The sequence below is a fragment of the Mobilicoccus caccae genome (assembly GCF_030161635.1).
GTDB classification, from domain to species: domain Bacteria; phylum Actinomycetota; class Actinomycetes; order Actinomycetales; family Dermatophilaceae; genus Mobilicoccus; species Mobilicoccus caccae.
In genome coordinates, this window is record NZ_BSUO01000001.1 from 214,315 (window position 1) to 240,128 (window position 25,814).

The window sequence follows — 25,814 nt, forward strand, 5'->3', positions numbered from 1 at the left end:
CCTTCAGAGATCACTCGCGGACGGCCCCCTCGAGCATCCCCGCGATGAAGTGCCGTTGCAAGAACAGGTAGACGATGACCACCGGTAGCGCCACGATGACGGCTCCGGCGGCGAGCAGCGCGAAGCCCTGGGTGTATTGGCCCTGGAAGAACCCGAGGCCGAGCGGAGCGGTGCGCAGTTCGGCGTTGCTCGGCAACATGACCAGCGGGATGAGGAACTCGTTCCAGGTCCACATGAACTGCAGCACGATCAGCGTGAAGACCGCCGGGCGGGCCAGGGGCAGGAGCACCGACCACAACACCCGCACGTGTCCGGCCCCGTCCAGGCGCGCCGCCTCGACGAGCGCCCTACTGCTCGTGCGGAAGTATGCGCGCAACCAGTACGTGCCGAACGCCACCGACTGCGCGACCTGCGGCAATGCCACAGCCCAGAACGTGTCGGTGAGCCCGAGGCTCTGCAGGTCGAAGAACAACGGGACGACGATGACCTCGGTCGGCAGCATGATGCCGAGCAGGAACACGTAGAACAAGACCCCGGAGCCGGGAAAGCGCATGGATCCGAACGCGTAGCCCGCGAGCACCGACAGCGTCGTCGCCACGACCACGACGAACACCGAGACGGCCAGGCTGTTGAGGAGGTAGTCGCCGAACCGGCCCACCTGCCAGGCGAGGGCGAAGTTGCCCAGACCACCGGGTGCGCCGCGCTCGGGGAGAGGGAGGCGATGAGCACCGTGAGCAGCGGGTAGATCGCGAAGATCGCGAACGCGATGAGGATGACGTAGTTGGCCAGCCGTTCGGCGGCGGAGATCCTCATCGTGGGCCGTCCTCGCGGTCGCCGATGCGGTTGATGACGAAGGAGATGAGGAAGATCACCGCGGCCAGGCACACCCCGAGTGCCGAGGCCGCGCCGACCCGTCCGATCTCGAACGCCTGGTAGTACACCTCGTAGGACGGCACCGACGTCTGCCGGCCAGGCCCGCCCTTGGTCATGATGTAGATGAGGTCGAAGGTCTTGAGGGCGGCGATGACGGTGAGCGTGAGCGCCACGGCGATCTCCCCGCACCGAGGGCAGCGTGACGGCGAAGAACTCGCGGATCGGCCCGGCGCCGTCGAGGCGCGCGGCCTCGTACAGCTCCAACGGGATCCGGCCCATCCCGGCCAACAACAGCACGGTGACCAGGCCCGTCTCGAACCACGTGCCCACGAGGCCGACGGCGGGTAGGGCCAGGGAGTAGTCGCCGAGCCACGCCCGATCACCCCCGAGTCCGATGGCTCCGAGGGCGCCGTTGAGGGGGCCGTCGACGGCGTAGATGCGGCGCCACGCCACACCCACGACCACCATCGCGACCACCTGCGGCAGGAAGACCACGGTGCGGAAGAAGGACAGTCCCCGCACGCGCGCCCGGTGCAGGATCGCGGCCAGCAGGAGGCCGACGATCAGCGGCAGGACCGCGAAGAAGAACATCAGCACGAAGGCGTGGACGAAGGCTCCCCGCAACCGGACGTCGGTGAACACCTCGACGTAGTTGGCGAATCCGACCCAGGTGCCCGCCGTCAGCCCGTCCCAGTCGAAGAACGACAGGTTGACGGCGCGGGCGAGGGGGAAGAGCAGGAAGGCGGCGTACACGAGGAACGCCGGCAACAGGTAGAGGTAGGCGATCAGGCGGGGTTCGCCGGGCGCCGACGAACGCCGCCCCCGCCCGGTCGCGGTGCGAGACCGGACCGGGCGGGCGGCGGCACCCACCGTGGCCGATGTGCTCATGTCAGCCCTTGGAGGTGAAGTCGCTGTAGTCCTGCTCCAACTCCTGAAGCACCTGCTCGGGAGTGCGCTGCTTGGCGATGAGGTCCTGCAGCCCGGCGCCGAGGGTGTCGCCCATCGTCGGCGTCGCCCAGTCGAGGTAGGGCAGCAGGCCGTTGGCGGTCGACACCTGGTCGAAGGCCGTGAAGATCTGCTGACCCAACTCGTTCGGGGCCTTCTGGTCGGCGGCCTCCACGACGGGCAGGCCCTCGTTCTCGGCGATGACCTTCATGGCGTCGGAGTTGGTGATGAAGTCGATGTACGCCGCTGCCGCGTCGGGGTTGTCGGCCTTGTTCGTGATGGCGAAGGGCTGACCCGAGGCGCCCGTGGTGTGCACGGCGCCGCCCTCCTGCGCGGGCGGCGGGAGGAAGAAACTGACGTCCTTGCCCATCGCGGCCGACAGGTCCGCCTGCAGCCACGTGCCCGCGATGAGGAAGAGGCCCTCACCCTTGGTGAACGACTGCCACGCGGGGTCGTACCCGGTGCCGTTGACGCCCTTGGAGAAGTACCCGGCGTCGACCCACTCGACGAGTTTGGTCGCCGCCTGGGTGTTCTCGGGGTGTTCCAACTGGCGCCGGCGTTGCCGAAGCCGAGGGCGCGGATCTGGTCGGGCTGCACGTACTGACCCTGGATCACGCCGAACACGTGCGCCGCCGGCCACTTGTCGAGGTTGCCCAGCACGAGCGGGGTCTCACCGCCGGACTTGGCCTTGGCGAGCGCGGCCTCGAACTCGGCCCACGTCTTGGGCTGGGAGATGCCCAGCTCGTTCATCTTCTTGGTGTTGGCGAACACGCCGACGACCTCACCGACCTGCGGCATGCCGTAGACGCTGCCCTGGCCGAAGGTCTTGCCGTCGGGGGAGTAGGACACGACCGAGCGCACCGACTCCGGGTAGCGCTTGTCCCAGCCGTAGGCCTGCATCCACGGGTCGAGCGAGATGAGCTGCCCGGCCTTGACGAACTCGCCCATCTGGGCGCGGGTGTTGTTGGCCTGGACGACGTCCGGGGCGTCGTCGCCGCTCAACGCCAGACGCAGGGTCTTGACGAGGTCGTCGAACGAGCGCGAGTTCCGCTCGATCTTGATGTTGGGGTACTTCTGCATGAAGGCTGCGTTGAGGGCCTTGAGCTGGGCGTCCTGCCCGCCGCGGACCTCCTGGTCCCAGACGGTGAGGGTGACATCCCCCATCGAGGCCGGATCGGTGTTCACCGAGGTGGACGCGGCGGGGGTCTGCTGCGGCGCCGACGGCTGGGTGCCGGGTGCGCAGGCGGCGAGGGCGAGGACGGCGGTGATGCCGGTGGCGGCTACGGCTCGGCGGCTGAGGTTCATGGTGGGTCCTTTCCTGCCGGCCTGGCCGACAACGGTGGCGACCCCATCCTGCCCCTTACCGGCGCAGAAGGAGAGTAGGGGAGCATGATCGGTATGAAGCTGGCACTCCTCGGCGGCGGCGGGTTTCGTGTTCCCCTCGTCTACGGCGCGCTCCTGTCCGATGTCCACGACCGGCGGGTCGACGAGATCGCCCTGCACGACGTCGATCCCGGGCGGCTCGCGGCGATCTCCCACGTGCTCACGCAGATGGCCGCGCAGTCACCGCGGGAGGTCGAGCCGCCGCGGGTCGTGACGACCACCGATCTCGACGTCGCCCTGACCGGGGCCGACTTCGTCTTCTCCGCGATCCGCGTGGGCGGGTTGGCCGGACGCACCTGCGACGAACGGGTCGCGCTCGACCTGGGCCTGCTGGGGCAGGAGACCACGGGACCGGGCGGCCTGGCGTACGGCCTGCGCACGGTGCCCGTCGCCCGCGAGATCGCCCGCCGTGTCGCGGCGGTGGCACCCGGCGCGTTCGTCATCGACTTCACCAACCCCGCCGGCCTCATCACGCAGGCGATGAACGCCGAGATCCCCGGCCGGGTGGTCGGCATCTGCGACTCCCCGATCGCCCTGATCCGGCGCGTCGCCCGCGCCCTGGAGGTCGATCCCGCGCGCGTCTCGGCGGACTACGTCGGGCTCAACCACCTCGGATGGCTGCGGGGGATGCGCGTCGACGGGGTCGACCTGCTGCCCGACCTGCTCGCCCGGCCCGACCTCGTCGAATCCTTCGAGGAGGGAAAGCTGTTCGGGGCCGAGTGGCTGCAGACCATCGGTGCCGTGCCGAACGAGTACCTCTACTACTACGACTTCACCCGGGAGGCGATCGCCTCGATCCGGGGCGGCGCGCAGACCCGCGGGGAGTTCCTCCTCGATCAGCAGACCGACTTCTACCGCGCCGTCGAGGCCGATCCCGACTCCGCGCTCGCCACCTGGCGGGCCGCGCGCGAGCACCGCGACGCCACCTACATGAAGGAGGCCCGCGAGGAGGGCGAGGAGCGTGACGCACTCGACGTGGCAGGCGGCGGATACGAGGGGGTCGCCCTGGCGCTCATGGCGGCGATCGCGCGCGGCGAACGGTCGACGATGATCCTCGACGTGCCCGGTGGAACCGCGGTGCCGGGTCTGCCCGCCGACGCCGTCGTCGAGGTCCCGTGCCTGGTGGATGCGAGTGGGGTGTCACCGCTTGCGACCCGCCCGCTCACCGGTCGCATGCTCGGCCTCGTGCAGCAGGTCAAGTACGTCGAGACGCTGGTCATCGAGGCGGCTCTCGAGCGTGACCCGCGCCTGGCCGTCGAGGCCTTCGCGAGTCACCCGCTGGTGGACTCGGTGACGACGGCGCGGGCCCTGTTCGACGGGTACTGCGCCCGGATCCCCGAGCTCGGGTCGCTCTTCCGCCGCTGACGAGCGGTTCCGCCGACACGCACGCCGAGACCGTCGGTTATAGGGGGCGGTTTCGGCGCTCACGCCCAGACCGTCGGCTATAGGGGGCGGTTTCGGCGCTCACGCCCAGACCCCCGGTGATCTGTGGCGATCTCGGTGGGCGCTGAGACGGGTGTCAGTACGGGGTGAGGAGCTGGTCGACGGGCGCGAAGTCGTCGGTGAGCACGGGGGCGTCGCCGACCCAGGCGCGCAGGTCGTCGCCGGCGATGACGCTCCATCCCACGTCGCGGGAGGTCATCTGCGCCGCCCACGCCGAGGTGTCCAGCGGCGCGTCGGAGGCGAGCACGACGAGGTTGCCGCCGCTGCCGTCACCGGCCAGCGCCCCGGGGTAGCTGGCGAGCGCGACATGGTCGAACGTCGTCATGAGGGTGGCGACCTCGGCCCGCGCGAAGGCCAGGGGGCCGCGGTCGATGACGTTGAGGGCGTACACCCCGTGAGGGCGCAGGGCCCGGTGGATCTTCTCGACGGCCTCGACCGTGGTCAGGTGCCACGGCACGCTCACGCCTCCGAAGGCGTCGCCGACGACGAGGTCACGGCTTCCCGCCGGGAGGGCGTCGAGCCCGAGGCGGCCGTCCTCCACCCGCACCTGCAGATCGTCACCGAGCTCGGCTGCGAGGTGCTGCTGGTCGATGTCGACGACGCCCTGATCGATCTCGGAGACGGTGTTGCGGCTCCCCGGCCGGGTCGCCGAGAGGTAGCGCGGCATCGTCAGGCCACCGCCGCCGATGTGGTGCGCCTCGATCGGCCGCCCGTCGGGGAACGCGGCGTCGACCGCCGCCGCGTAGGCCTTGACGTAGCGGAACTGCAGGTGGGTCGGGTCGTTCAGGTCCACGTAGGAGTGCCGCAGGCCGTCGAGCACGAGCGTTCGGCCCGAGGCGTTCTCGGGATCGGTGACCACCGCGGCGCAGTGGTACCGGGTCTCGACGTCGCACCCGTCCGGGACGATCACCGAGCCGGAGCCGATCGCCGCCAGCAGCGCCACGCACCCGACGCTCGCCCGCCCGGAGGGCTTTGAGGGCGTCGCAGGCCGGCCAGGACGATCGCGGCGGCGGCGAGCAGGGCGACACCGAGACCGATCATGATCCCGGTCACCGGCACGGCCGAGATGAGGATGAACCCGGTGATCACCGTGCCGACGATGGACCCGGCCGTGCCGATGCCCGACAGCTTCCCGACGACGGAGCCGGTGGCGGACAGGCTCGTCAGGCTGAGCTTGGTCACCATCGGGGTGACCGCCGAGAGCAGCGCGCCGGGGATCATGATCGTCGCCGCGGCCGCCAGCAGCGTCAGCCCGGCATCACCGATCATGCCCACGGCGCGCACGACGAACGGCATCGCCGCCGCCGCGATCGCCGAGACTCCGAGCAGCGGCGCGAGGGCGTCGCGCGGGTCGATCCGGTCCGCGGCCCGCCCACCGGCCCAGGAACCCAGGGCGATGGCCGCGAGGGCGATGCCGATGACCAGGGTGTTCGTCTCCAGCGTCAGGCCCAGGTAGGGCGCGAGGAGGCGCAGCGCGACCAGCTCGACGACGAGCACGGCCGCCGAGGCGAAGAAGACGAGCGCCGCCGCGGCGACGTGTCCGAGCCCCGGACGCACCGATCCTCCTGCGTCGTCGGGCGGTTCGGACCCGGACCCGTCCTGGCCGGGGGCGTCGGAGGCGCGGCGTGTCGTCACGCGCGCCACTGTAGGAGAGTCACGCCCGCCCCGGCGTCCTACGTCTGGGGCCTGGGCGCGTCGAGTACCGCCGCGGCGGGTCACGCGACGCACCGACATGCATGCGCCCTCCAGCATTCGCTCAGAAAGCACGAGGCCGGGTTGCGTAGCCTGTCGTGGGACGCGCGGCGTCCGCGCTCTCCTCCCGACCGACATCACCCACTCGAAAGGTGCGCTGTGGACGCTGGCAACGCCGTCCTGACCTATCTCGATGCCCTCATCCTCGGCATCGTCGAAGGTCTCACCGAGTACCTCCCGGTGTCCTCGACCGGCCACCTCACCATCGCCGAGAAGCTGCTGGGCCTGCCGATCGACAACCCGACCGTCACCGGGTACACGGCGACGATCCAGATCGGGGCGATCCTCGCGACGCTCCTGTACTTCCGCACCAAGATCCTGCGGCTGTTCCGCGCGTGGGTGGCGGGCCTGCGCAACCCGGAGGCGCGCACGCACGACTACACGCTGGCGTGGGCCGTCGTCGTGGGGTCGTTGCCGGTCGGCATCGTCGGATTCCTCGGACGGCACGTCATCGAGGGCGCGCTGCGCAGCCTGTGGGTGGTGGCCATCGCCCTCATCGCGTGGAGCCTCGTCATGTGGATCGCCGAGCGACGCTACGAAGGCGCCGTCGCGAAGGGGAACGAGCGCAGCGAGGACGACATCACGATCCGCGACGGCCTGATCATCGGCCTCGTGCAGTGCTTCTCGCTGATCCCCGGCGTGTCCCGGTCCGGGGCGACGATCTCCGCGGGCCTCCTGTCGGGCGTCAACCGCGTGGTCGCCACCGAGCTGTCGTTCTTCCTCGCGATCCCCGCGCTCACGGCAGCCGGATTGTTCGGGTTGAAGGACGTCGATACCGCCGTCATCCCCCTCGGGCCGATGATCCTCGGCATCGTCATCTCGTTCGTCGTCGCCTACGCCTCCATCGCCTGGCTGCTGCGGTTCGTCGCGTCCAACAGCCTGCGCGTGTTCATCTGGTACCGGATCGCCCTCGGCGTCGTCCTCCTCGTCGTGCTGTCGATGGGCTGGATGACCGCCACCTGAGCCGGAGCATCCGGTCAGGGCGGTTCAGCTCTCCCGGCTGTCGTCAGGCGGATCCGGAGGATCGTCGCCACCCCGTGATGACGCGCTGCACGGCGAGGACGTCCTCGTGGATCTCCGCTGCCGGGCGACTCCCACGGACCGAGTGGGTCTTGATGCGCGACAACGGTTCTCGCGCTCGATCCGCGAGGGCGCCCGCCGAGCGCGTGTCGGGGTGCCAGGCCAGGCCCAGCACGACGTATCCCAGATGCGACAGCGTCGCCTCCATCTCGCGATACGGCGCGACGCGGCGGGGGAGTCGGCGAGGGTGCGGCGGGCGTACTCCTCCGACTCCAGCAGCGCGAAGTGCAGGTGGCGGCGGTTCTCCCGCGCGGCGTGCGTCTCGATCCGGCCGGCGCCGAGATCGGACAGCACGGCCCCGATGCCGTCGACGACGTCGCGGGCGTAGCTGCGCAGGACGGGCACGTCGGTCCTCCGGCCCACGAGGTACAGCACCGCGAACGCCACGACGATGGCCAGCACGGTGTCCAGGCCGCGCTCGGCGGCGAGGGCCGAGGACGACGACCCGCCCGAGGCGTAGGCGCCGACCGTGAGCGCCAGCGGGGTGATGGCCACGACCGCGAGGCCGTAGTTCGCGACGACGACCATCTCGATGAAGAACTGCAAACCGGCGACGAGAAGGATCAGCGGCCAACCGGTGGGGCCGATCCAGCTGATGAGGAGGAGCAGGCCGAGGCCCACCACGGTGCCGCCGAGGCGCTGGATGCCGCGCACGGTCTGTGCCTCCCGCGTCCCTCCTTGGTGGAGCACGAGGGTGGCGAAGGCCGCGGCCCAGTGGGCGTGTTCCGCGCCGAGGGTGCGCGCGATCCCGGCGGCGATGAGCGTCGCGACGAAGACCCGGCCGGCGACGAGCAGAGGCTCGGAGGGCCACCGGAGCGCACGGAGCAGGATCGGGCCCGCCGCGGGACGGCCGAGGGAGGTGTCCCAGATCTTCTCGGCCTCGAGCCGGCGAGCGGCGGCCGTGGTGAGGGCGTCGTCGGTCTCGAGCACCGCGCCGGTGAACTCGTCCTCCTCGCCCGCGACCGAGCCCCACGGCGCCTGGTGGAACCCGAGTTCGGCGCCGGTGACGCGTGCTGCTGCGGCGGCGTACCGGTCCTGGACAGCCCACAGGCGTGAGGTGAACGACGGATGACCGCCGCCGTCGGTGACCGTCGTCCACCCCCGGTGCAGTGCCGAGGAGGCGGCGTACCTGACCGCGACGAGGTTCTCGCGCCGGGTCTCGGCCTCGTACCGGTCCATGGCGTTCTCGGCCGCTTCGACGGCGTGACGCTCCGGGCCGGTGGGGTCGAGGACGAGGTCGCTCATGCCACCCACGACCCCCATGACCGCACCGAGGGCGACGGCGCCCACGATGACCTCGTAGGGAGTCCCGTGCAGCGCGGCCAGCCCTCCCACGCCATGGACGAGCACGAAGAACATCGCGCCCGGAGGTCCGACCCGCAGCGCGACGCAGAGGAAGGTGGCGACGGCCCCGGTGGTGGCCAACGCGGGCACGTCGAGCCAGGGGTTGTGGACCGTGAGTGCGCCGACCGCCACCGACGACACGAGCCCGAACCCCACCGTCGCCAGCAACCTCAGCCGGTACCGCGCCGGCGCCATCGCCCCGTAGAGGACGGTGAAACAGCCCAGGGTCGCCAGCATGCCGAACCGGAGGTCACCGAGCAGGTGCGAGCCGCCGAGGACGACGACACTCGTGGCCGCGGTCTTGAGGGCCACGCGCCACCGGGCGGGCACGGCGTTGAACCGCGCGGCCGCCCGCAGATGTCGGTGTCCTGGGATCGCTTTCATCACCCGCATTGTCCCCCGCCCGCCGCGGTCGCTGCGGTCGTCCACAGGGTCCGCTCGTGGGTCGGGACACCGGCCCGCCGCCGACCTAGCCTCCCGGCATGACGAGCCTCTCCCACGACGGTGCCCTCCGCAACGACGGCCGCGCGATCGTCGCCCCGTTCCTCACTTCGGGCGAACGGATCGACCACACCGAGTTCATCCCGCGGACCGAGGCCTCGCCGCGGGCCTTCGTCCTCATCGTCCTTCTCCCGTTCGTGGTCGTTGCCGGGGCGGGGGTCTGGCAGGTCGTGAAGGAATGGACGACCACGACGAACCCCATCGACTTCGTGCCCGCGGCACTGCAGACGGGGATGCTCTTCGTGTTCTTCTGCATGGTCGCGGCCATCGCGCTCATCCCCGCAGGCAATCGGCGACGCATCTTCGGCTCGCCGCCGCGCCTGTGCGCCGTCACAGACCGACGGATCCTCGTGTTCGACCTGGTCGGCCGCGATCGGCGGCCCTCGCTCGACGTCGCGGAGTCGCTGGACGCGCTGCCGCAACTCACCCGCCTCGGGACACCCGGTCGGTCCGATCTCTACTGGGCCGGCACCGAGTTCCAGGTCCGCGTGCACGCATCGGCGGGGAGGGTCGGTCGGCGTCGTGACGTGAACTCGGTGCCACTGACGGGTGTGAGCGGGGCGCCGGTCGACCTCTCCGGCCTCGAGCGCGCCGTGGTCGCCTCCGGGCGCCCCGCCGTACCGCCCGGGCGCACCTCGACCTCGCACCTCTCGCCGCAACACCAGGCCCTGCTCGCCGAGGTCCTGCACCCCGAGGAGGTGCCGGTGTGGTGCTCCGAGGCGCCCCTTCACCTGGCCGACGGGTGGGTGGACGACGCCGTCGTCACCACATCGACGGGTCGTGTCCGCCCGATGTCACCGGCGCGGACGCGGATCGTCCTGTTCGTCGTGGTCGTGGTCGTCCTCGGGGTGAACCTCCTCAAGCTGCTGCAGGCGTCCCCGAACGTCGCGACGTCTCCCGTGCCACCGGTGGCGCTGTGGATCGGGCTCGTGTTCGTGGTTCTCCTGCTGCCCGTGCTGCGGCGGCGCGCAGGCCAGCAGGAAGCGAGCGGTGCCTGCGCGATCTACGCGGTGACGAACGCGCGGGCGGTCATCGCCCAGTGGGACGAGCACGGACGGATCCTCGTCGAGACGTTCCTGCCCCCACACCTCGCCGGATGCCACCGCACGGCGACCGGAGACGTGATCCTGTCGAGGCACCCGCGTGTCGGTCAAGGGTTTCCGTTGCCGCAGAACGTCTTTCGCCCTGTCGCGGATCTTGAGAACGGCGAGCGTGCCCTGATGTGGCTCATGTCCTCGACCGGGGGCCACCCGTTCCGTCCTCCCTACGGCTCTCGTCCCGCGTGAGGGGGCGTGCCGGGTGCGTCGCCTCAGGCGATGGGCCAGGTCTCCCGGCGGTGCGCGGCGTCCCAGAACATCCACTCGAACTGCGCGGCACGGCCGAACGCGGCGAGCATCCGCTCACGCACCTGCGGCGAGCTCTCGTCCGCGAGGCGGTCGACGATGGCGATGGCCTGCCGGGTCGATTCGGCGAAGTCCTCGTCGGCGTAGGTCGCGATCCAGTCGCCGTAGGCGTGCTGCTCGAGGTCGCCCGCGGCCTCCAGCAGCCGGTCACCGACGTCCTTGTAGATCCAGAAGCAGGGCAGCACACCCGCGGCCAGCACGGGGTAGCAGCCACCCGCGACGAGCGAGCTGAGGAACCCGGTGTAGGCGACGCAGGTCGGAGACGGCTCGGTCGCGGTCATGTCACCCACGTGGGCCTCGTGCAGGACGCGTTCCACGACGATCGTCTCCCGCGCGGCCGCGGCCCAGAAGATCAGGTCGTCGCTGGTGGAGCTCTGCGTCGCGCAGGCGGCGAGCGTGCGTCCGTACTCGAACAGGTACAGCGCGTCCTGCGCCATGTAGTGGTCGAAACGGGCGCGGTCCAGGGTGCCGTCGGCCAGTTCGGTCACGAACGGCAGCGCGTCGATACCGGCGCGAATGCCCTCGATGTGTGTCCATGCGGTCTGGGTGAAGCTCGTCATCTGTCCTCGTCGTCCTCTGGCCGGTCGGGCCGTGGTGGGGGTGGTGGGGGTGCGGCGAAGCGGGAGTCTCAGCGGTCCCACAGGGCGTGGAAGTGGTGGATCGGGCCGTGACCGCCGCCGACCTGCAGGGTGTCGGCCGCGGCGATCGCCCCGGTCAACCAGGCCTTAGCGTCGCGGGCCGTCTCGACCCAGTCGGTGCGCTGGGGACGCAGAGCGGCCAGCGCCGACGAGAGGCTGCAGCCCGTGCCGTGGGTGTTCCTCGTCTCGATGAACGGCGCCGTGAGCACGTGCTCCTGGCCGTCGAGGATGAGGACGTCGGTGGCGAGTCGCCCCTCGTGGGTGTCGTCCGGCGCTCCGCTCACGCGCTCGGTCCGCGTCGCCCCGGCATCGAGGTGTCCTCCCTTGACGTAGACACCCCGGGCGCCGGCGGCGACGAGGCGGCGTGCCTGGTCGCGCAGGTCGTCCAGGGTGCGGGCCTCGGGCAAGTCGAGGAGGACCGCCGCCTCCGGCAGGTTGGGGGTGATGACGTCGGCGAGCGGCATGAGGGCGCGGACGGCGCCGGTGGCGTCCGCGTCGAGCAGCCGGTCGCCGCTGGTCGCGACCATGACGGGGTCGAGGACCACGGGCAGGTCCGCGAAGGGACCGGCGAGGTACTCCCCGACGGTGTCCGCGAGGGCGGCCGAGGCCAGCATCCCGATCTTGACGGCGTCGACCCGCACGTCGGAGACGATGTCGTCGAGCTGCGCCCGGACGAAGTCGAGTGGGACGGGGTGGACGTCGCTCACGCCGCGGGTGTTCTGGGCGGTCAGCGCCGTGAGCACGCACATGCCGTAGGCGCCGTTCGCGCTGAACGCCTTGAGGTCGGCCTGGATGCCGGCGCCGCCGCTGGGGTCGCTGCCGGCGATGGACAGGACGTTGGCGATCCGCGGAGCCCTGGCCCACGCCTCGGTGAGCTCGCGGGTGGCCGCCTCGGGGTCGTCGGTGCCGCAGATCGCGCTGATCACCGCCATGCCGTCGACGCCGCTCGCCTTGAGGGCGGCCGCATCGCGCGAGGTCACGCCACCGATCGCGCACGTCGGCCACGGGCTGCGCCGGGCCAGGCGCGCGAGCCGGGCCATGCCGAGCGGGTCGGCGTGACCCGGCTTGCTCGCGGTGGCCCGCATCGGCCCGAGGCCGAGATAGTCGATCGTCCCCTCGGGCAACGCCAGGGTCGCGTCGAGTTCGGCCTCGTTCGTCACCGACCAGCCGATGACGGCGTCGGGGCCCAACACCGCGCGGGCCTGCGCCGGTGGCATGTCGGACTGCCCGACGTGGACGCCGTCGGCGCCGATCTCATCGACGAGGTGCACCCGGTCGTCGACGATCAGGGGGACACCCGAGCCGGTCAGCACGTCGGCGAGTTCGAGTCCGAGGCGGACGAACTCCTCGTCGGAGGCGTGAGGGTCGCGCAGCTGCACGAGGGTCGCGCCCCCGGCGAGCGCCCGGCGCACGGTCTCGACCACCCCGCCCGGCCCGCCGCACTGCTCGGTGTCGGTCACGAGGTAGACGGCGAGGTCCTCCGGGCGCATCCGTGCCTGGGCGGTGCTCATGCGGTCCCCCCGTCGATGCGGAGTCGGCTCTCGAGGCCCTCGGGCGTGATGAGCGCGAGCTGGTCGAGCAGCGCGACGGCGAAGGATCCGGGGCCCCGGGACTCGGTGGCAGCGGCCTCGGCTGCGATCGTCAGCAGTGCCGTCGCGGTGGTGGCGGCCAGCACCCGGTCGTCGGTGACCGCGGCGACTCCGGCCATGAGGGCTCCGAGCGAGCAGCCGACGCCGGTGACCCGGGTGAGCAGCACGTGCCCGTTGTGCACCCTGACCAGGCGCGTCCCGTCGGTGATGTGGTCGACCTCGCCGCTGACCGCGACCACCGTGCCGTGTTCGCACGCCAGGGCGTGCGCCGCGTCCAGCGCGGTCTCGGCGGTGTCCGTGGAGTCGACTCCGCGCCCGCCCGCGCCGCCGGCGAGGCCGAGGATCTCGGAGGCGTTGCCGCGCACGATCGCGGGTGGCTCGTGCAGGGACAGCAGCCGCCGACCGACCTCCGTGCGCCACGACAACCCGCCGGCGGCGACGGGGTCGAGCACCCATGGGGTCCCGGCCGCCGACGCGCCGCGGACAGCCTCCTCCATGGCGGCGATCGTCTCCACCTGCGGTGTTCCGAGGTTGACCAGCACGCCTCCGGCGACGGCGGCGAACTCCGCCGCCTCGTGGGGGTTGTCCACCATCGCGGGAGCCGCCCCCGCGGCGAGCAGCACGTTGGCGGTCCAGTTGGTCACCACGGTGTTGGTCAGCGACTGCACGAGCGGTCCGGTGTCCCGGAAGGTCTGCAGGGTCTCGGCGCAGGCGGCCGGGGTGATCTCAGGGTGCGGTGGCGTCATCGACGACGTCCCTTCGCTAGTCCGAACTAGAGGCAGGTTCGACGGGTGTGATCTCAGCGCTCGCGCGCACCCCGCGTCGTCCGGCCACTCTAACCACCACGCGTGAGCGTCCGCAGGCGGGCAGCGCGAAGGGCGGGCACCGAAGCGAATCGGTGCCCGCCCTCCAGGCGAAGCGGTAGGTCGGAGGACCGGTGGATCAGCCTCGGCCGAGGCTCTTGGTGCTCTCGGCCAGGGTCAGCACCGCGTGGGCGATGGCCTTGACGTTGATGCCGAGCGCGGCCTTGTTGATGTTGGTGAGGTCGTCCTTGGGTGTGTGGTAGTTCGGGTCGTACTGCACGCCCTCGGTGCCACCGAACAGCTCGACCTCACGCGCGGTCTTCGAGCCGTCGGCGCCGGTGAACAGGCCGCCCGCGGCGACACCGTTCTCGATGAACGCCTGGTAGTCCGAGCGTCCGGAGAACTCCGTGTCGACCCACGGCTGACCGATCTTGTCGAAGTAGTCGGTGAACACCGACTCGGTCGCGGCCGAACCCGCAGGCACCGCCACCGGGGCCTTGTACGTCGACTCGTTCGCGTCGTACACGCCGATGATGTGGTTGGGGGAGCCCACCATGTCGAAGTTGAGGTAGGTGGCGATCTTGCCGAGCTTCTGCGGGTTGTTCGCCTTGAGGTCGTTCACGTAGTGGGTCGAACCCAGCAGACCGATCTCCTCGGCGCCCCACCAGGCGAAACGCACCTTGTTGGCGGGCTTGCCCTGGATGTTGCGCTGCTGGAACTGGCGGGCCACCTCGAGGATCGCCGCCGAACCGGAGGCGTTGTCGTTGATGCCGGGGCCGTCGCCGACGCCGTCGAGGTGCGCACCCACCATGACCACGTTGTCGGCGCTGCCGCCCTTGGTCTCGGCGAGCACGTTGAAGGTCTTGCGGTTCTCGACGGTCTTGTCGAGGACGAACTTCATCGTGACGGGCCCGGCGTTCATGAGGTCGAGCAGCGACTGACCCTCGGCCTTGGTGACGCCGGTGGTGGGGACGTGGCCGGCGTCGATGCCGCCGAGCGTGCCGTTGAGGGCGCCTTCGGCGTTGTTGTAGATGATGACGGCGGCGGCGCCTGCAGCGCCCGCGGCCTTGGACTTCTCGCCGAAGGAGCAGGTGCCGCGGCTGACCAGGGCGATCTTGCCCTTGGCGTCGATGCCGTTCCAGGCGGCGGCGTCGCAACCCTGCTCGTTCGCGGGCTTGACCAGCGCGGCGGTGATGCCGGCGGCCGGGGTGCCCGGGCTGTAGGACATCGGGTTCTGCTCCACCGCGCGCTGCTGCGGGGAGACCACGGCGAGGCCGGCGGCGCGCACCTGCTCGAAGACGAAGTCGAAGTACTGACGCTCGGTCGAGTAACCGGCCGCGCGCATCTGGCTCTCGACGTACTTGGCGGCCTCTTCGTACCCGCTGGTGCCGGCGGCGCGGTTGTTGTCGTTGGCCTTGGCGATGGCCTCGAACTTGTTGAGGTGGGTCATGACGCCCTCGGTCGTCACGGCCTTGCGCAGCTTCTCGGAGCGCTGCAGGGTCTTGTCCGGCGGGGCGGTGGGAGCGGCGGTGGCCGTTCCGATGCCACTGGCGAGAAGGCCGGCGACGGCCAGGGCGACGGTCGCGGTGCGACGGGTGTTCCTCACAGGGGTACTCCTGGTGTGGGGAGCCTCACAGGGATGCGGCTCGGTGTGAGGAGGCTAGGAAAGTCCTGGACGTCGCGCCCCGAGTTCCCGGATGTGGTGCGGCGGGCGGGTGTTCCGGCGGGGCGAACGGCTGCTGTGGGCCGGTGAGCGGGCCTGTGTGGGGATGGATGGCGGCACCACGCGGCGAACGGCGGAACTGCGCGAAACGGACGGGCGCCACATCCTCCGGTTCGAGCGCTCGGGGCGCGGTGCTCAGTCGAGCTCGACGAGCACCGGCGCGTGGTCGCTGGCCCCCTTGCCCTTGCGTTCCTCGCGGTCGATGGAGGCTCCGGTGACCCGGGCGGCGAGGGCGGGGGAGGCCAGGGCGAAGTCGATCCGCATGCCCTGCTTCTTGGGGAAGCGCAGTTGGGTGTAGTCCCAGTAGGTGAACTGGTCGGGGGTGTGTTCGCGCACCACGTCGGCGTAGCCGGCGTCGACGACGCCCTGGAACCCTGCGCGCTCGGGCGGGGACACGTGCGTCTTGCCGACGAAGAAGCCCGGGTCCCAGACGTCGTCGTCGGTCGGGGCGACGTTCCAGTCGCCCATCAGGCAGATCTGCGCCTGCGCATCGGCGGCCAGCCAGCCGCCCGCCGTGTCGCGGAGTGAGGCCAGCCAATCGAGCTTGTAGTCCAGATGCGGGTGGCCGAGCTCGCGGCCGTTCGGCACGTACAGCGACCACACGCGCACCCCGCCGCAGGTCGCGCCGATCGCGCGGGCCTCCGCCGCGGGGTCCGGCTCACCCCAGTGCGGCATCCCCTCGAACCCGACCTGCACGTCGTCCAGGCCGACGCGGCTGACGACGGCCACCCCGTTCCACTGGTTGAGGCCGTGCATCGCGACCTCGTACCCGGCGTCGACGAACCGCTGTACGGGGAACTGCTCGTCCTTGCACTTGGTCTCCTGCAACGCGAGCACGTCGAGGTCGTGCCGCTCCAACACGCCTACGGCGCGGTCGATGCGGCTGCGGATGGAGTTGACGTTCCAGGTCGCGATACGCACGCCCCCACCCTATGTGGGCGCGCCGTCGCCCTCAGTCGGGAGGGGCGCGGGCCGATCAGGCAAGAGCGCGATGACGATTCTCCCCGATCTCAGGAGCCCCCGATGGTCCGCCGCCCCTTGCCCACAGCCGTGCTCGCGATCGGAGTACTGGCCGCCGGCGCGGTCGGAGGGCCCCTCGCCGCGGGCCCGGCCGCCGCCGCCTCCACCGCCGCGGCTCCCGCTGCCGCCCCCTCGACGGCGGCGCGGATCGCCCAGTGGAACGACATGCGCTGCGGGTTCGCCTCGGCGCAGGAGGTCCGCGACGACCGCCCGACGACGGTCAGGCTCGCCCCGGCGACGTTGACGATCGGCTCCATCCCGGCGAACCAGTGGCGCAAACCCGCCTCCGCCGACCCGACCTGGCAGCTCAACCTGTACAGCTTCGTCTGGCTCCGGCCGGTCGCCAAGCGGGCGTTCGACGACGGTCAGACCAAGGCGTTGGCGCGCATGGTCGCGCAGGTCGACGCCTTCTACGTGCAGAACCCCGACACCGGCAAGTCGGTGCGCGGCTGGGACGAGGGGTCCTCGTTGCGGCGGCTGGAGAACCTCAACTGCCTCTACTCCCTGACCTACGATCCTCGGCTGGCCAAGCGGATGGGGCAGGAGGTGGCCCTGCAGTTCGGGCCGCGCTACTACGGCCCCCCGCGACACCCCGTCCACAACCACGGGTTGATGGCCAACCTGCAGGTCAAGCGTGCTGGGCAGCTCCTCGGCCGCAAGGACTGGGTCGAGCGCGCGAAGACCCGCATCCGCTCCGAGGCCGACCTCGCGTTCTCCGCCCAGGGCACGTCGATGGAGCAGTCCGCGGCCTACCACATCGTCAACCGCAACATGTGGCTCACGGCGGCGTACCGCCTGGCCGAGATCGACGAGAAGGACCCGATCGCCCGTCAGATCCGGGCCCAGATGGACAAGGCGACCGTCGTGGGTCGGTGGCTGACCGAACCCGACGGGGACCTCGTGCAGATCGGCGACTCCCGTCGGACCGCCGGGCTCGAGCCGGAGGGGACCGAGCGGGCCACCGCGTTCCGTGACGACGAGGCCGGGCTGCTCGTGGGTCGCTGGTCGTGGACCGACCCGCAGACCTCCTACTACACGCTGCGCTACGGACCTCCGCGGTGGGCGCACGGACACCACGACAAGGCGGCGGTGACCTGGTCGACCGCGGGCACGCGGGTGCTCGTCGGGCCGGGCTACTACTCCTACGACTGGTCGAACCCCTACGCGGTGCGGGCCCGCACCCTGCAGGCGCACAACGCCGCCTGGGCGGCCGGCCGCAAGTTCAACGGCCGGGCGAACGCGACCCTGCGCACGGCGGGCAGCAGCCGCGACATCCACCGATTCACCATGCGGGACAAGGTGTACGGCGTCGCCCACACCCGTCATGTCCAGATCGCCGGGCCCGCGAAGCGACTGATCGTCAAGGACACCTACCCGGGCAAGACTGTCGTGCGCCAGTCCTGGCACCTCGACACGAAGTGGCAGTTGTTCAATCAGCGCGGCAAGACGCTGAACTTCGTCCACCCCGACGGAAAGCGGCTCGCGCTCACGACGTCCGGCGGGTTCGTCTCGAGCAGCCGGGGCAAGACGCGTCCGGTTGCGGGGTGGAACCACCCGACCACCGGGTCGCGGATCGCCAACTGGGAGATCGTCACCGGCGGCACGGGCACCGTCACCACGACGTTCCAGGTGCGCTGAGGCTCACTCCTTGGCGTGCACCAGGGCCGTGAGGAGTCGGCAGGTGGGGGTCGGGACGCCGAGGAGCTCACCGCGGCGGACGATCTCGCCGGTGAGGTGGTCGATCTCGGTGAGGCGGCCGCGCGCCAGGTCCTGCGCGGTGGACGACATCTGGGTGGGCATCGTCCGAGCCAGGCGGACGGTGTCGTCCACCAGTGTGTCGGGGAGGTCGATCCCCTCGGCGCGCCCGACGGCGAGGCACTCACCGGCGATGTCGTCGACGACCTGCGGCATGCCCGCCATCGACCAGACCTCGCCGTAGGTGTGTCCGGTGATCGCCGACAGCGGGTTCCACACGCAGTTGGCGATGAGCTTGCCCCACAGGGCGACCCGGACGTCGGGGACGCCGCGCACCGCGAACCCGCTGCCGTCGAAGAGCTGCGCGAGTCGGTCGTGATCGGCGCCGGAGTCCACGACGAGTTCGCCGGCGCCGTGGTGGCGGACGTGGCCGGGGCCGACGATCCCGACCGCGACGTAGACCACCGAGGCGATGACACGCGCCCGGGGGAGGGCGTCGGCGAGGACCTCGGCGTTGCCGATCCCGTTCTGCACGCTGACCACGAGCGTGTCGCCGCGCAGGTGGGGCTCGAGGTCGGCGGCGGCCTCGCCCGTCCCCGTCGACTTGACGCAGCACAGCACGACGTCGGCGTCGGCCACCGCCGCAGGATCGGTGCTCGCCGCGAGGCGGACCGTCTCCTGCTCCTCACCGCGGGAGATGCGCAGGCCCTCGGCGTTCACCGCGTCGACGTGCGCTTCGCGTCCGATGAGGACGACCTCGCGCCCGGCTGCGGCGAGCAGGCCTCCGATGTAGCTCCCGACCGCCCCGGCGCCCATGATCGCGACCTTCATGCCTACCTCCGACCGTTGGAATGACGCCTCGACGGTCCCACACGGACTCCTGATCCGCGGGTTCGGGCACCCGGAATCGCGATTCGGGCCGGCAGAGATGCGGGGTCTCCGGGATCGAAGAACGACACGGACTACATCGACAGCGGCTTCGGCGCAGCCCACCTGCGCAAATGCCTCGTGGGCCCTCGCCGATGTTGTCCGTGTTGTTCTTCATCACCCGAGCCGGCAGGTCTGCAACGCCGGAACACGTGCCTGTGGACGGGTCCTCAGCGGCGCCGTGAGCAGCCCGCGAGTTCGGCCAGGATGTCGCTGAACTCCGGTGTCCACGGCATGAAGTGGTCCGAGTCGAGGGTGGGCGCACCACTGCTTCTCACGCGCCGAAACCGCCGGCTATAGACGGCGGTCTGGGCGACAGTCATGTGTCACCGCGAGCCGCCGGCCGTCTTCGGCGGCTTGGGCGTGGACGGTGGCGTCCGGTTACCGTTCGGTCATGACGACTGCACTCATCACCGGTGCCACCTCCGGTATCGGAGCCGCGTTCGCCGATCGACTCGCCCGCGACGGGCACGACCTCGTGCTCGTGGCCCGCTCGGCCGAAACGCTGGAGCAGAAGGCCGCCGCGTTGCGCGTCGAGCACGGGATCGCCGTCGAGGTGCTCCCCGCCGATCTGTCCGACCGGGACGCCGTCGAGCGGGTGGCCGAACGCCTGCGCGACGAGGGCGACCCCGTCGACTTCCTCCTCAACAACGCCGGGTTCGGTACGAGCAAGGCGTTTCTCGAGAGCGAGATCGCCGAGGAGGAGCACGCGATGGCCGTGATGATGCAGGCCGTCATGGTGCTCTCGCACGCCGCCGGTCGGGCGATGGGTGCCCGTGGCCGGGGGCCATCGTCAACGTCGGTTCCGTGGCGTCGTTCATGTTCTCCGGCACGTACTCCGCGGCCAAGACGTGGGTCACGACGTTCACCGAAGGCCTCGCCACCGAACTCGCACCGCGCGGCGTCGTCGTCACCGCCTTGTGCCCGGGCCTCACCCACACCGACTTCCACCGCCGCGCCGGCATCGAGTTCATGGATCAGGCGGCGCTCTGGCTCGACGTGGACGACGTCGTCGACGCCTGCCTCGCGGACGTCCGCCGCGGCAAGGTGCTCAGCGTTCCCGGCCTCCAGTACAAGGCGTTCACCACGATGTTGGAGGTCGTGCCCCGCCCACTCAACCGGATCATCAGCCGCGCCCTGCGCTGATCCGTCGACTCAGGCCGACCTCGCCGCGCCGATGGCCTGGGAGAGATCGGCCCAGAGGTCCTCGACGTGCTCGACACCCACCGACAGCCGGACGAGGTCGTCGGGCACGCCGTGCGCCGCGTCACCGGCGTACCGGGCGCGGCGTTCGATGAGCGATTCGACGCCGCCGAGACTCGTCGCGTGGGCGATGAGTCGCACGCTCTCGCAGACGCGTTCGGCGACCGCGGCATCCCCGAGCCGGAAGGTCAGCACGGCTCCGTAACCGTCCATCTGCTCGGCCGCGCGGTCGTGGAACGGGTCGTCGGGCAGGCTGAGGTGGCGCACCTCGACGACCGCGGGGTGCTGCGAGAGTCGGGCGGCGAGTTCGGCGGCGCCGGCCTGGGCGGCGTCCATGCGCAGCGGCAGGGTGCGCAGTCCGCGCAGCGCGAGGAAGGCCTCGAGCGCACCGGGCATGGCGCCTCCCCGGTGGCGGCGGCGCGTCAGGCGCTCGCCGACGTCGCTGCCGGGCCGCGTCACCGTCGCTCCGATGAGCGCGTCGGAATGCCCCGCGATGTACTTCGTGGCCGAGTGCACGACGACGTCGGCCCCGAACTCCAGCGGACGCAGGACGAACGGGGTGTTGAACGTGGAGTCCACGGCGACCAGGGCGCCGCGTGCGTGCGCGGCCTCCGTCAGGGCGGCGAGGTCGCTCACGCGCAGCATCGGGTTGCTCGGCGTCTCCAGCCACAGCAGGGCGACGTCGCCGAGGTCGTCCATGGCGGCGCACGTGGCCTCGGTGTCGGAGGTGTCGACGACGCTCACCCGCAGGCGCCCGTCGTCGCCGGCCTCCTCGGCGACGACGCGCGAGTTGTAGTAGCAGACATCGGGAACCACGATCCCGCTCCCGGTGGGCACGACGTCGAACACGGCGCTGGTCGCGGCCGTGCCGGAGGCGAACGCCAACGCCTGCCCGCCTTCGAGGGCTCCGAGGGCCTCTTCGAACGCGGACACCTCGCTGTCGACGGTGCCCAGTTGGCGGCGGTAGACCGCCTCACCGCCGTGGTGGTGGGTGGTCGAGGTCACCAGCGGAGCGTTGACACCGGCCCCGGGGGTGCGCGGCGGACGTCCGGCGGAGACGGCGAGGGTGCGGCGGTGCGTCATCGCGTCAGCGTATTTCGGGTAGGGCTCAGGGTCACTCGGAGCCCCGCGCCGCAGTGGATTCTGCGGCCTCCTGCCCGCCTCTTAGGCTGACCCCATGACCGCACGCGAGCAGCTTCTCGACCTCATCAAGGCCAAGGCCGTCGTCCACGGCAAGGTCACCCTGTCCTCGGGCAAGGAGGCCGACTACTACGTCGACCTGCGCCGGATCACCCTCGACGGGCAGGCCGCACCCCTGGTCGGTGAGGTGATGCGCGAACTCGTCTCCGACCTGCAGTTCGACGCCGTCGGCGGGCTGACGATGGGCGCCGACCCGGTGGCGACCGCGATGCTCCACGCCGCTGCCGCGCAGGGCGGGCGTCTCGACGCGTTCGTCGTCCGCAAGGCCGAGAAGGCCCACGGCCTGCAGCAGCGCATCGAGGGTCCGTCGATCTCGGGGCGCCGCGTGCTGGTGGTCGAGGACACCTCCACCACGGGGGGATCGCCGCTCACAGCGGTCGAGGCGTGCCGTGAGGCCGGCGCGGAGGTCGTCGCGGTCGCCGTCATCGCCGACCGCAGCTCCGGTGCGGGCGAGCGCATCCAGGACGAGGCAGGCGTGCCCTACCGCTACGCCTACGGCCTGGGAGACCTCGGCCTGAGCTAGGACACCGAACGGACAGGTGGACGGACATCGGTGCTGTCGTGATGGCGACACCGCTGATGTCCGCTTGCCTGTCCGGGCGCCCCCGTCACGCCGCGTGGCGAGATGCCCTCACCTCTGGTCTGTGCCCCGATGCCACCGCTCGACGGTGTGTCTGCTCGATGCGAGCCAGGACCCGGCCGGGCTCCTTCGCGATCGAGCTCGGGGTGAGGGGAAGGACCCGAACTCCGTGAGCGGTGAGTTCACCGTCGCGCTCGACGGTGGGGGCCCAGGCGGCGCCCGAGTGATATCGGTGCGAGTGCACCATCAACGCCAGACCCACGTCGTCGAACCAGCCGTCCGGGGTCAGGAGGCGAGTGCCGTCGGCTGCCGACAGCCGCGGGTTGCACCACATCTCGGGAAGAGAGCGGCTACCCGCGACCAGCCTGGCCAGGTGCAGCTCCGGTAGTGACCAGGCACCGTCCGCAGCGCCGGCGATGGCGCGGGTCGCCAGGGCAGACCCCGGGCGACCCAGTTGGTCGTTGACCGAGACGAGTTCGTCGAGCGTGACGACCCGCCGCTGGACCGCTTCGATCACCAGGGCCTCGGCGGCCGACGCGTCGGGAGCGTCGCGTGCGGCCACCACGACGGCCCGAGCCGGTTCGACGGCTCGGATCGCGCCGACGCCCCGTGCCTCGTACGGAATCCAGGTGCGGCGGGCCTGGACCCAGGCCACCTGCCGGGTGGCGCATCGGCGCGGGACGGCGACCCGCACGACGCCTCCGTCATCGGCCTGTCGGAGGCCGTACCAGCCGGCGGCACTCGCTCCCGTGAGGGCCGACCACGGCCCGGTCAGGAGAAGGGCGGCGATGCGGCGTTGGTCGTCTGTGAGCGGGACGCGGTGGACGTGGATGACGCCCGGCAGCACCACCTGCCACGAGCGGGCGAGTGCCCAACGCAACGCGGACGGGGTCATGCCCGCGCCAAGGGCCTGGGCCCGAGTCATCAGATCGAGCTGTTCGGCCAGGATCGGGAGCAACGAAGCGGGAAGCATGGCCGCAGCACACCCCGGACTCGGCTCGGAGTCCTCGCTCTCCCGGGTGCCGGTGGACGACCACCCTCGGGACAGGAACCTGTGGATCCCGAAAGGACACGCAGGCGGACATCTCCGGTGTCGCCATCACGACATCGGAGATGTCCGCCTCGCTGTCTGCTCGGTGGACCCGGCGGTGTCACCCGTAGACTCCGCGCCGTGGAGGGCGTGGAGCAGCGTGTCGTCGGGGTGGGGCCGTGGCCCGGGGAGAGGACGCGTGGCCGCGGACCGATGCAGGTGAGGTGGCCGCGCCGTACGATCCCGACCTCCTCGCACACGGCGACACGCGCAACGTCGCCGACGGCTACCGCTACTGGAGTCACGACGCGATCGTCGCCGACCTCGACACGCGTCGCCACGACCTGCACATCGCGGTCGAGAACTGGGAGCACGACTTCAACATCGGCTCGATCATCCGCACGGCCAACGCGTTCAACGTCGCTGCCTTCCACATCGTCGGCAAGCGGCGCTGGAACCGTCGGGGCGCGATGGTCACCGACCGCTACCAGCACGAACACCACCACCCGGACGTCGCCGATCTGCTGAGCTGGGCGCGCGGGGAAGGGCTGGCGGTGCTCGCCATCGACAACGTGCCCGGCAGCGTCGCGATCGAGACGGCGCCGATCCCGCGGCGCAGCCTCATGCTGTTCGGGCAGGAGGGCCCGGGGTTGAGCGAGGCAGCGCTCGCCGGTGCCGACACGGTGCTGCACATCAGCCAGTTCGGCTCGACGCGCTCGATGAACGCCGGTGCCGCGGCCGCGATCGCGATCCACGCCTGGATCCGCCACCACGCCGAGATCGGCTGAACGGTGGACGATCTCGTCGTCGAACACGTGCTGCGGGCGGTGGAGCAGGTCCCGGCCGGGCGGGTCGTCTCCTACGGCGGGATCGCCGAACTCGTCGGCGGCACCGCGCGTCAGGTGGGCTCGGTCATGCGGTTCTACGGCTCGAACGTCACCTGGTGGCGGGTCGTCAACTCCTACGGTGACCTGCCCGCCCACCTGCGATCCGAGGCCGCCGTGCACTGGGCCGCCGAGGGGATCGAGTGGAAGCCGAACGGGCTCGGGTGCCGTATCGCCGAGTACCGCGTGGACGAGGAGACGTGGGCCTCGGCGTACGAGCGCGCCGTCGAGGATCTGCCTCGCCTCCACCGCCGCTGAGGCCCCCGAGCCCGGGATAGCCGGGTCATGCGGCGGGCGTGGATGGCAGGCTGTGGGCAGATGCGACGAGCCGCCCCGATCGAAGGAGACGCGATGAAGTACATCCCCGAGCCGTTCAAGATCAAGATGGTCGAACCCATCCGGATGACGACCGAGGCCGAACGTCGGGAGAAGATCGCGGCCTGCGACTGGAACGGATTCGGGCTGGCCGCCGAGGACGTCTACATCGACCTGCTCACCGACAGCGGTACCGGCGCCATGAGCGACTCGCAGTGGGCCGCCATGCTCACCGGCGACGAGTCCTACTCCGGTGGGCGCAGCTACTACCACCTGGTGGAGAACGCCCGCGAGATCTTCGGCTACGAGTGGATCCAGCCCGTGCACCAGGGACGCGCCGCGGAGAAGGTCCTCTTCCCCGTTCTCGTGGAACGGCGCGGGCAGGTCGTCATCTCCAACACGTTCTTCGACACGACCCGCGCGCACGTCGGTCTCGCGGGCGGTCGTCCCGTCGACTGCGTGTGCCCCGAAGGGCTGGACTCGGGCCTGGACGCCCCGTTCAAGGGCGACATGGACGTCGACCGGCTCGAGGACCTCATCACCGAGTTCGGTGCCGGGGAGGTCGCCGGCATCGTCATGACGATCACGAACAACTCCGTGGGCGGCCAGCCGGTGTCCATGGCCAACATGAAGGCCACGTCCGAGATCGCCGCCCGTCACGGCATCCCCGTCGTCATCGATGCGGCCCGGTTCGCCGAGAATGCCTACTTCATCAAGGAGCGCGAGGAGGGCTACGCCGACAAGTCCACCCGCGAGATCACCCGCGAGTTCTTCTCCTACGCCGACATCTTCACGATGAGCGCCAAGAAGGACGCCATCGCCAACATGGGCGGGCTGCTCGGCGTGCGTGAGGAGGGCGAGCACGTCCCCGACGTCAAGTCGCTCGTCATCGCCGGCGAGGGATACGTCACCTACGGCGGCCTCTCGGGACGTGACCTCGCGGCCCTCGCGGTCGGTCTGGTCGAGGGTCTCGACGAGGACTACCTGCGCTACCGCCTCGGGCAGGTCGCCTACCTCGCCGCGCAACTCGACGAGCGGGGCATCCCGTTCCAGCGCCCGGCCGGCGGTCACGCCGTGTTCGTCGACGCGGGCCGGCTCCTGCCGCACATCCCCTGGTACCGGTACCCGGGGCACGCGCTCGCCGTCGAGCTCTACATCGAGGCCGGAATCCGCAGCTGCGACATCGGCTCCTACCTCATGGACCGCGACCCGGCGACCGGCGAACAGCAGCGCGCCCCACTGGAGTTCACGCGCCTGGCGATCCCTCGTCGCACCTACACCCAGTCCCACCTCGACGTCATCGCCGAGGCGCTGGGCGAGATCGCCGACCGTGCCGAGCAGGTCAAGGGTTACGAGATCACCTGGGAGCCCAAGGTCCTGCGCCACTTCACCTCGAAGTTGCGTCCCGTCGACTGATCGGAGCGGCCTCCCGCCGTCTCGATGACGCCCGGGTGGCCGCGGCCGGTCCTGCACTGACTACGAT

At 70.9% G+C, this 25,814-nt stretch carries 21 protein-coding genes and 4 pseudogenes; 9 read left to right on the forward strand and 16 right to left on the reverse strand.

The features are described from left to right. Positions 1–10: 10 nt before the first annotated feature. From QQK49_RS01110 to QQK49_RS01130, 5 genes and pseudogenes are all read right to left on the reverse strand, one after another. On the reverse strand, positions 11–658 hold the full coding sequence (locus QQK49_RS01110; protein WP_348536038.1) for a carbohydrate ABC transporter permease: 648 nt from the start codon (positions 656–658) through the stop codon (positions 11–13). A 151-nt stretch (positions 659–809) separates the two neighbouring features. After that, entirely contained in the window at positions 810–1,046 is a 237-nt protein-coding gene (locus QQK49_RS22475; RefSeq protein WP_348536039.1) for a carbohydrate ABC transporter permease, read from the reverse strand. Positions 1,047–1,762: 716 nt separating this feature from the next. After that, on the reverse strand, positions 1,763–2,029 hold the full coding sequence (locus tag QQK49_RS01120; protein ID WP_284305975.1) for a type 2 periplasmic-binding domain-containing protein: 267 nt from the start codon (positions 2,027–2,029) through the stop codon (positions 1,763–1,765). A gap of 57 nt (positions 2,030–2,086) precedes the next feature. Continuing rightward, positions 2,087–2,458 (reverse strand): annotated as a pseudogene (locus QQK49_RS01125) (hypothetical protein); the annotation flags it as partial. An 8-nt stretch (positions 2,459–2,466) separates the two neighbouring features. Beyond that, positions 2,467–3,123, reverse strand: a pseudogene (locus QQK49_RS01130) (ABC transporter substrate-binding protein); the annotation flags it as partial. Between the two features lie 93 nt (positions 3,124–3,216). On the opposite strand from QQK49_RS01130, the gene QQK49_RS01135 reads away from it, so the two are divergent. Then, positions 3,217–4,566 (forward strand): 6-phospho-beta-glucosidase, encoded by a 1,350-nt coding sequence (locus QQK49_RS01135; RefSeq protein ID WP_284305792.1) that lies wholly within the window; start codon positions 3,217–3,219, stop codon positions 4,564–4,566. Positions 4,567–4,720: 154 nt separating this feature from the next. Here the strand turns inward: QQK49_RS01135 and QQK49_RS01140 are convergent, their stop codons facing one another. Further along, positions 4,721–5,587: a fused MFS/spermidine synthase gene (locus tag QQK49_RS01140; protein ID WP_284302281.1), complete on the reverse strand. Its 867-nt coding sequence runs from the start codon at positions 5,585–5,587 to the stop codon at positions 4,721–4,723. After that, positions 5,551–6,279, reverse strand: a complete 729-nt coding sequence (locus QQK49_RS01145; RefSeq protein ID WP_284302282.1) for a fused MFS/spermidine synthase — start codon at positions 6,277–6,279, stop codon at positions 5,551–5,553. The genes QQK49_RS01140 and QQK49_RS01145 overlap by 37 nt, the downstream gene beginning before the upstream one ends. Positions 6,280–6,495: 216 nt before the next feature. Here QQK49_RS01145 and QQK49_RS01150 point away from each other — a divergent pair, with 216 nt between their 5' ends. Next, on the forward strand, positions 6,496–7,359 hold the full coding sequence (locus tag QQK49_RS01150; protein WP_284302283.1) for an undecaprenyl-diphosphate phosphatase: 864 nt from the start codon (positions 6,496–6,498) through the stop codon (positions 7,357–7,359). 24 nt (positions 7,360–7,383) lie between these two features. Here the strand turns inward: QQK49_RS01150 and QQK49_RS01155 are convergent, their stop codons facing one another. Then, complete coding sequence (locus QQK49_RS01155; RefSeq protein ID WP_284302284.1) at positions 7,384–9,204, reverse strand: FUSC family protein; 1,821 nt, start codon at positions 9,202–9,204, stop codon at positions 7,384–7,386. Between the two features lie 98 nt (positions 9,205–9,302). Here QQK49_RS01155 and QQK49_RS01160 point away from each other — a divergent pair, with 98 nt between their 5' ends. After that, positions 9,303–10,607, forward strand: coding sequence for a hypothetical protein (locus QQK49_RS01160; RefSeq protein ID WP_284302285.1), 1,305 nt, complete (start codon positions 9,303–9,305; stop codon positions 10,605–10,607). A gap of 23 nt (positions 10,608–10,630) precedes the next feature. Here the strand turns inward: QQK49_RS01160 and QQK49_RS01165 are convergent, their stop codons facing one another. From QQK49_RS01165 to QQK49_RS01185, 5 genes are all read right to left on the reverse strand, one after another. Next, entirely contained in the window at positions 10,631–11,284 is a 654-nt protein-coding gene (locus QQK49_RS01165) for a TenA family protein (RefSeq protein WP_284302286.1), read from the reverse strand. A 68-nt stretch (positions 11,285–11,352) separates the two neighbouring features. Beyond that, entirely contained in the window at positions 11,353–12,873 is a 1,521-nt protein-coding gene (thiD, locus tag QQK49_RS01170) for a bifunctional hydroxymethylpyrimidine kinase/phosphomethylpyrimidine kinase (protein ID WP_284302287.1), read from the reverse strand. After that, a complete protein-coding gene (gene thiM, locus QQK49_RS01175) occupies positions 12,870–13,697 on the reverse strand; it encodes a hydroxyethylthiazole kinase (RefSeq protein ID WP_284302288.1) in 828 nt (275 codons plus the stop codon). Before thiM ends, thiD begins: the two co-directional genes overlap by 4 nt. 196 nt (positions 13,698–13,893) lie before the next feature. Continuing rightward, positions 13,894–15,360 (reverse strand): M20/M25/M40 family metallo-hydrolase, encoded by a 1,467-nt coding sequence (locus QQK49_RS01180; RefSeq protein ID WP_284302289.1) that lies wholly within the window; start codon positions 15,358–15,360, stop codon positions 13,894–13,896. A gap of 252 nt (positions 15,361–15,612) precedes the next feature. Continuing rightward, entirely contained in the window at positions 15,613–16,398 is a 786-nt protein-coding gene (locus QQK49_RS01185) for an exodeoxyribonuclease III (protein WP_284302290.1), read from the reverse strand. A gap of 102 nt (positions 16,399–16,500) precedes the next feature. Between QQK49_RS01185 and QQK49_RS01190 the strand changes: the two genes are divergently transcribed. Continuing rightward, entirely contained in the window at positions 16,501–18,135 is a 1,635-nt protein-coding gene (locus tag QQK49_RS01190; protein WP_284302291.1) for a heparinase II/III domain-containing protein, read from the forward strand. Positions 18,136–18,138: 3 nt separating this feature from the next. Here QQK49_RS01190 and QQK49_RS01195 read toward each other — a convergent pair whose 3' ends face one another. Then, positions 18,139–19,023 carry a ketopantoate reductase family protein gene (locus QQK49_RS01195; protein WP_284302292.1) on the reverse strand — a complete coding sequence of 295 codons (885 nt, stop codon included), beginning with the start codon at positions 19,021–19,023 and terminating at the stop codon, positions 18,139–18,141. Positions 19,024–19,513: 490 nt separating this feature from the next. On the opposite strand from QQK49_RS01195, the pseudogene QQK49_RS01200 reads away from it, so the two are divergent. Then, positions 19,514–20,265 (forward strand): annotated as a pseudogene (locus QQK49_RS01200) (SDR family NAD(P)-dependent oxidoreductase). Between the two features lie 9 nt (positions 20,266–20,274). Here QQK49_RS01200 and QQK49_RS01205 read toward each other — a convergent pair. Next, on the reverse strand, positions 20,275–21,405 hold the full coding sequence (locus tag QQK49_RS01205; protein WP_284302293.1) for a trans-sulfuration enzyme family protein: 1,131 nt from the start codon (positions 21,403–21,405) through the stop codon (positions 20,275–20,277). Positions 21,406–21,499: 94 nt separating this feature from the next. Between QQK49_RS01205 and pyrE the strand changes: the two genes are divergently transcribed. Then, positions 21,500–22,045: an orotate phosphoribosyltransferase gene (gene pyrE / locus QQK49_RS01210; protein WP_284302294.1), complete on the forward strand. Its 546-nt coding sequence runs from the start codon at positions 21,500–21,502 to the stop codon at positions 22,043–22,045. A gap of 85 nt (positions 22,046–22,130) precedes the next feature. Here pyrE and QQK49_RS01215 read toward each other — a convergent pair whose 3' ends face one another. After that, a complete protein-coding gene (locus QQK49_RS01215; RefSeq protein WP_284302295.1) occupies positions 22,131–23,075 on the reverse strand; it encodes a hypothetical protein in 945 nt (314 codons plus the stop codon). 198 nt (positions 23,076–23,273) lie between these two features. Here QQK49_RS01215 and QQK49_RS01220 point away from each other — a divergent pair. The 3 genes and pseudogenes from QQK49_RS01220 (at position 23,274) to QQK49_RS01230 (ending at position 25,747) form a co-directional block, all read left to right on the forward strand. Next, positions 23,274–23,920 (forward strand): annotated as a pseudogene (locus QQK49_RS01220) (TrmH family RNA methyltransferase). Positions 23,921–23,923: 3 nt separating this feature from the next. After that, on the forward strand, positions 23,924–24,274 hold the full coding sequence (locus tag QQK49_RS01225; RefSeq protein ID WP_284302296.1) for an MGMT family protein: 351 nt from the start codon (positions 23,924–23,926) through the stop codon (positions 24,272–24,274). A 93-nt stretch (positions 24,275–24,367) separates the two neighbouring features. Next, positions 24,368–25,747 carry a tryptophanase gene (locus QQK49_RS01230; RefSeq protein ID WP_284302297.1) on the forward strand — a complete coding sequence of 460 codons (1,380 nt, stop codon included), beginning with the start codon at positions 24,368–24,370 and terminating at the stop codon, positions 25,745–25,747. Positions 25,748–25,814: the final 67 nt, after the last annotated feature.

Coding starts and splice junctions, on each gene's coding strand:
- QQK49_RS01155 (WP_284302284.1), bottom strand. CDS start 9,204: ATGAAAGCGATCCCAGGACACCGACATCTGCGGGCGGCCGCGCGGTTC.
- thiD (WP_284302287.1), bottom strand. CDS start 12,873: ATGAGCACCGCCCAGGCACGGATGCGCCCGGAGGACCTCGCCGTCTAC.
- QQK49_RS01195 (WP_284302292.1), bottom strand. CDS start 19,023: ATGAAGGTCGCGATCATGGGCGCCGGGGCGGTCGGGAGCTACATCGGA.
- QQK49_RS01165 (WP_284302286.1), bottom strand. CDS start 11,284: ATGACGAGCTTCACCCAGACCGCATGGACACACATCGAGGGCATTCGC.
- QQK49_RS01160 (WP_284302285.1), top strand. CDS start 9,303: ATGACGAGCCTCTCCCACGACGGTGCCCTCCGCAACGACGGCCGCGCG.
- QQK49_RS01120 (WP_284305975.1), bottom strand. CDS start 2,029: ATGAAGGTCATCGCCGAGAACGAGGGCCTGCCCGTCGTGGAGGCCGCC.
- QQK49_RS01190 (WP_284302291.1), top strand. CDS start 16,501: ATGGTCCGCCGCCCCTTGCCCACAGCCGTGCTCGCGATCGGAGTACTG.
- QQK49_RS01230 (WP_284302297.1), top strand. CDS start 24,368: ATGAAGTACATCCCCGAGCCGTTCAAGATCAAGATGGTCGAACCCATC.
- QQK49_RS01205 (WP_284302293.1), bottom strand. CDS start 21,405: ATGACGCACCGCCGCACCCTCGCCGTCTCCGCCGGACGTCCGCCGCGC.
- QQK49_RS01135 (WP_284305792.1), top strand. CDS start 3,217: ATGAAGCTGGCACTCCTCGGCGGCGGCGGGTTTCGTGTTCCCCTCGTC.
- thiM (WP_284302288.1), bottom strand. CDS start 13,697: ATGACGCCACCGCACCCTGAGATCACCCCGGCCGCCTGCGCCGAGACC.
- QQK49_RS01215 (WP_284302295.1), bottom strand. CDS start 23,075: ATGCTTCCCGCTTCGTTGCTCCCGATCCTGGCCGAACAGCTCGATCTG.
- pyrE (WP_284302294.1), top strand. CDS start 21,500: ATGACCGCACGCGAGCAGCTTCTCGACCTCATCAAGGCCAAGGCCGTC.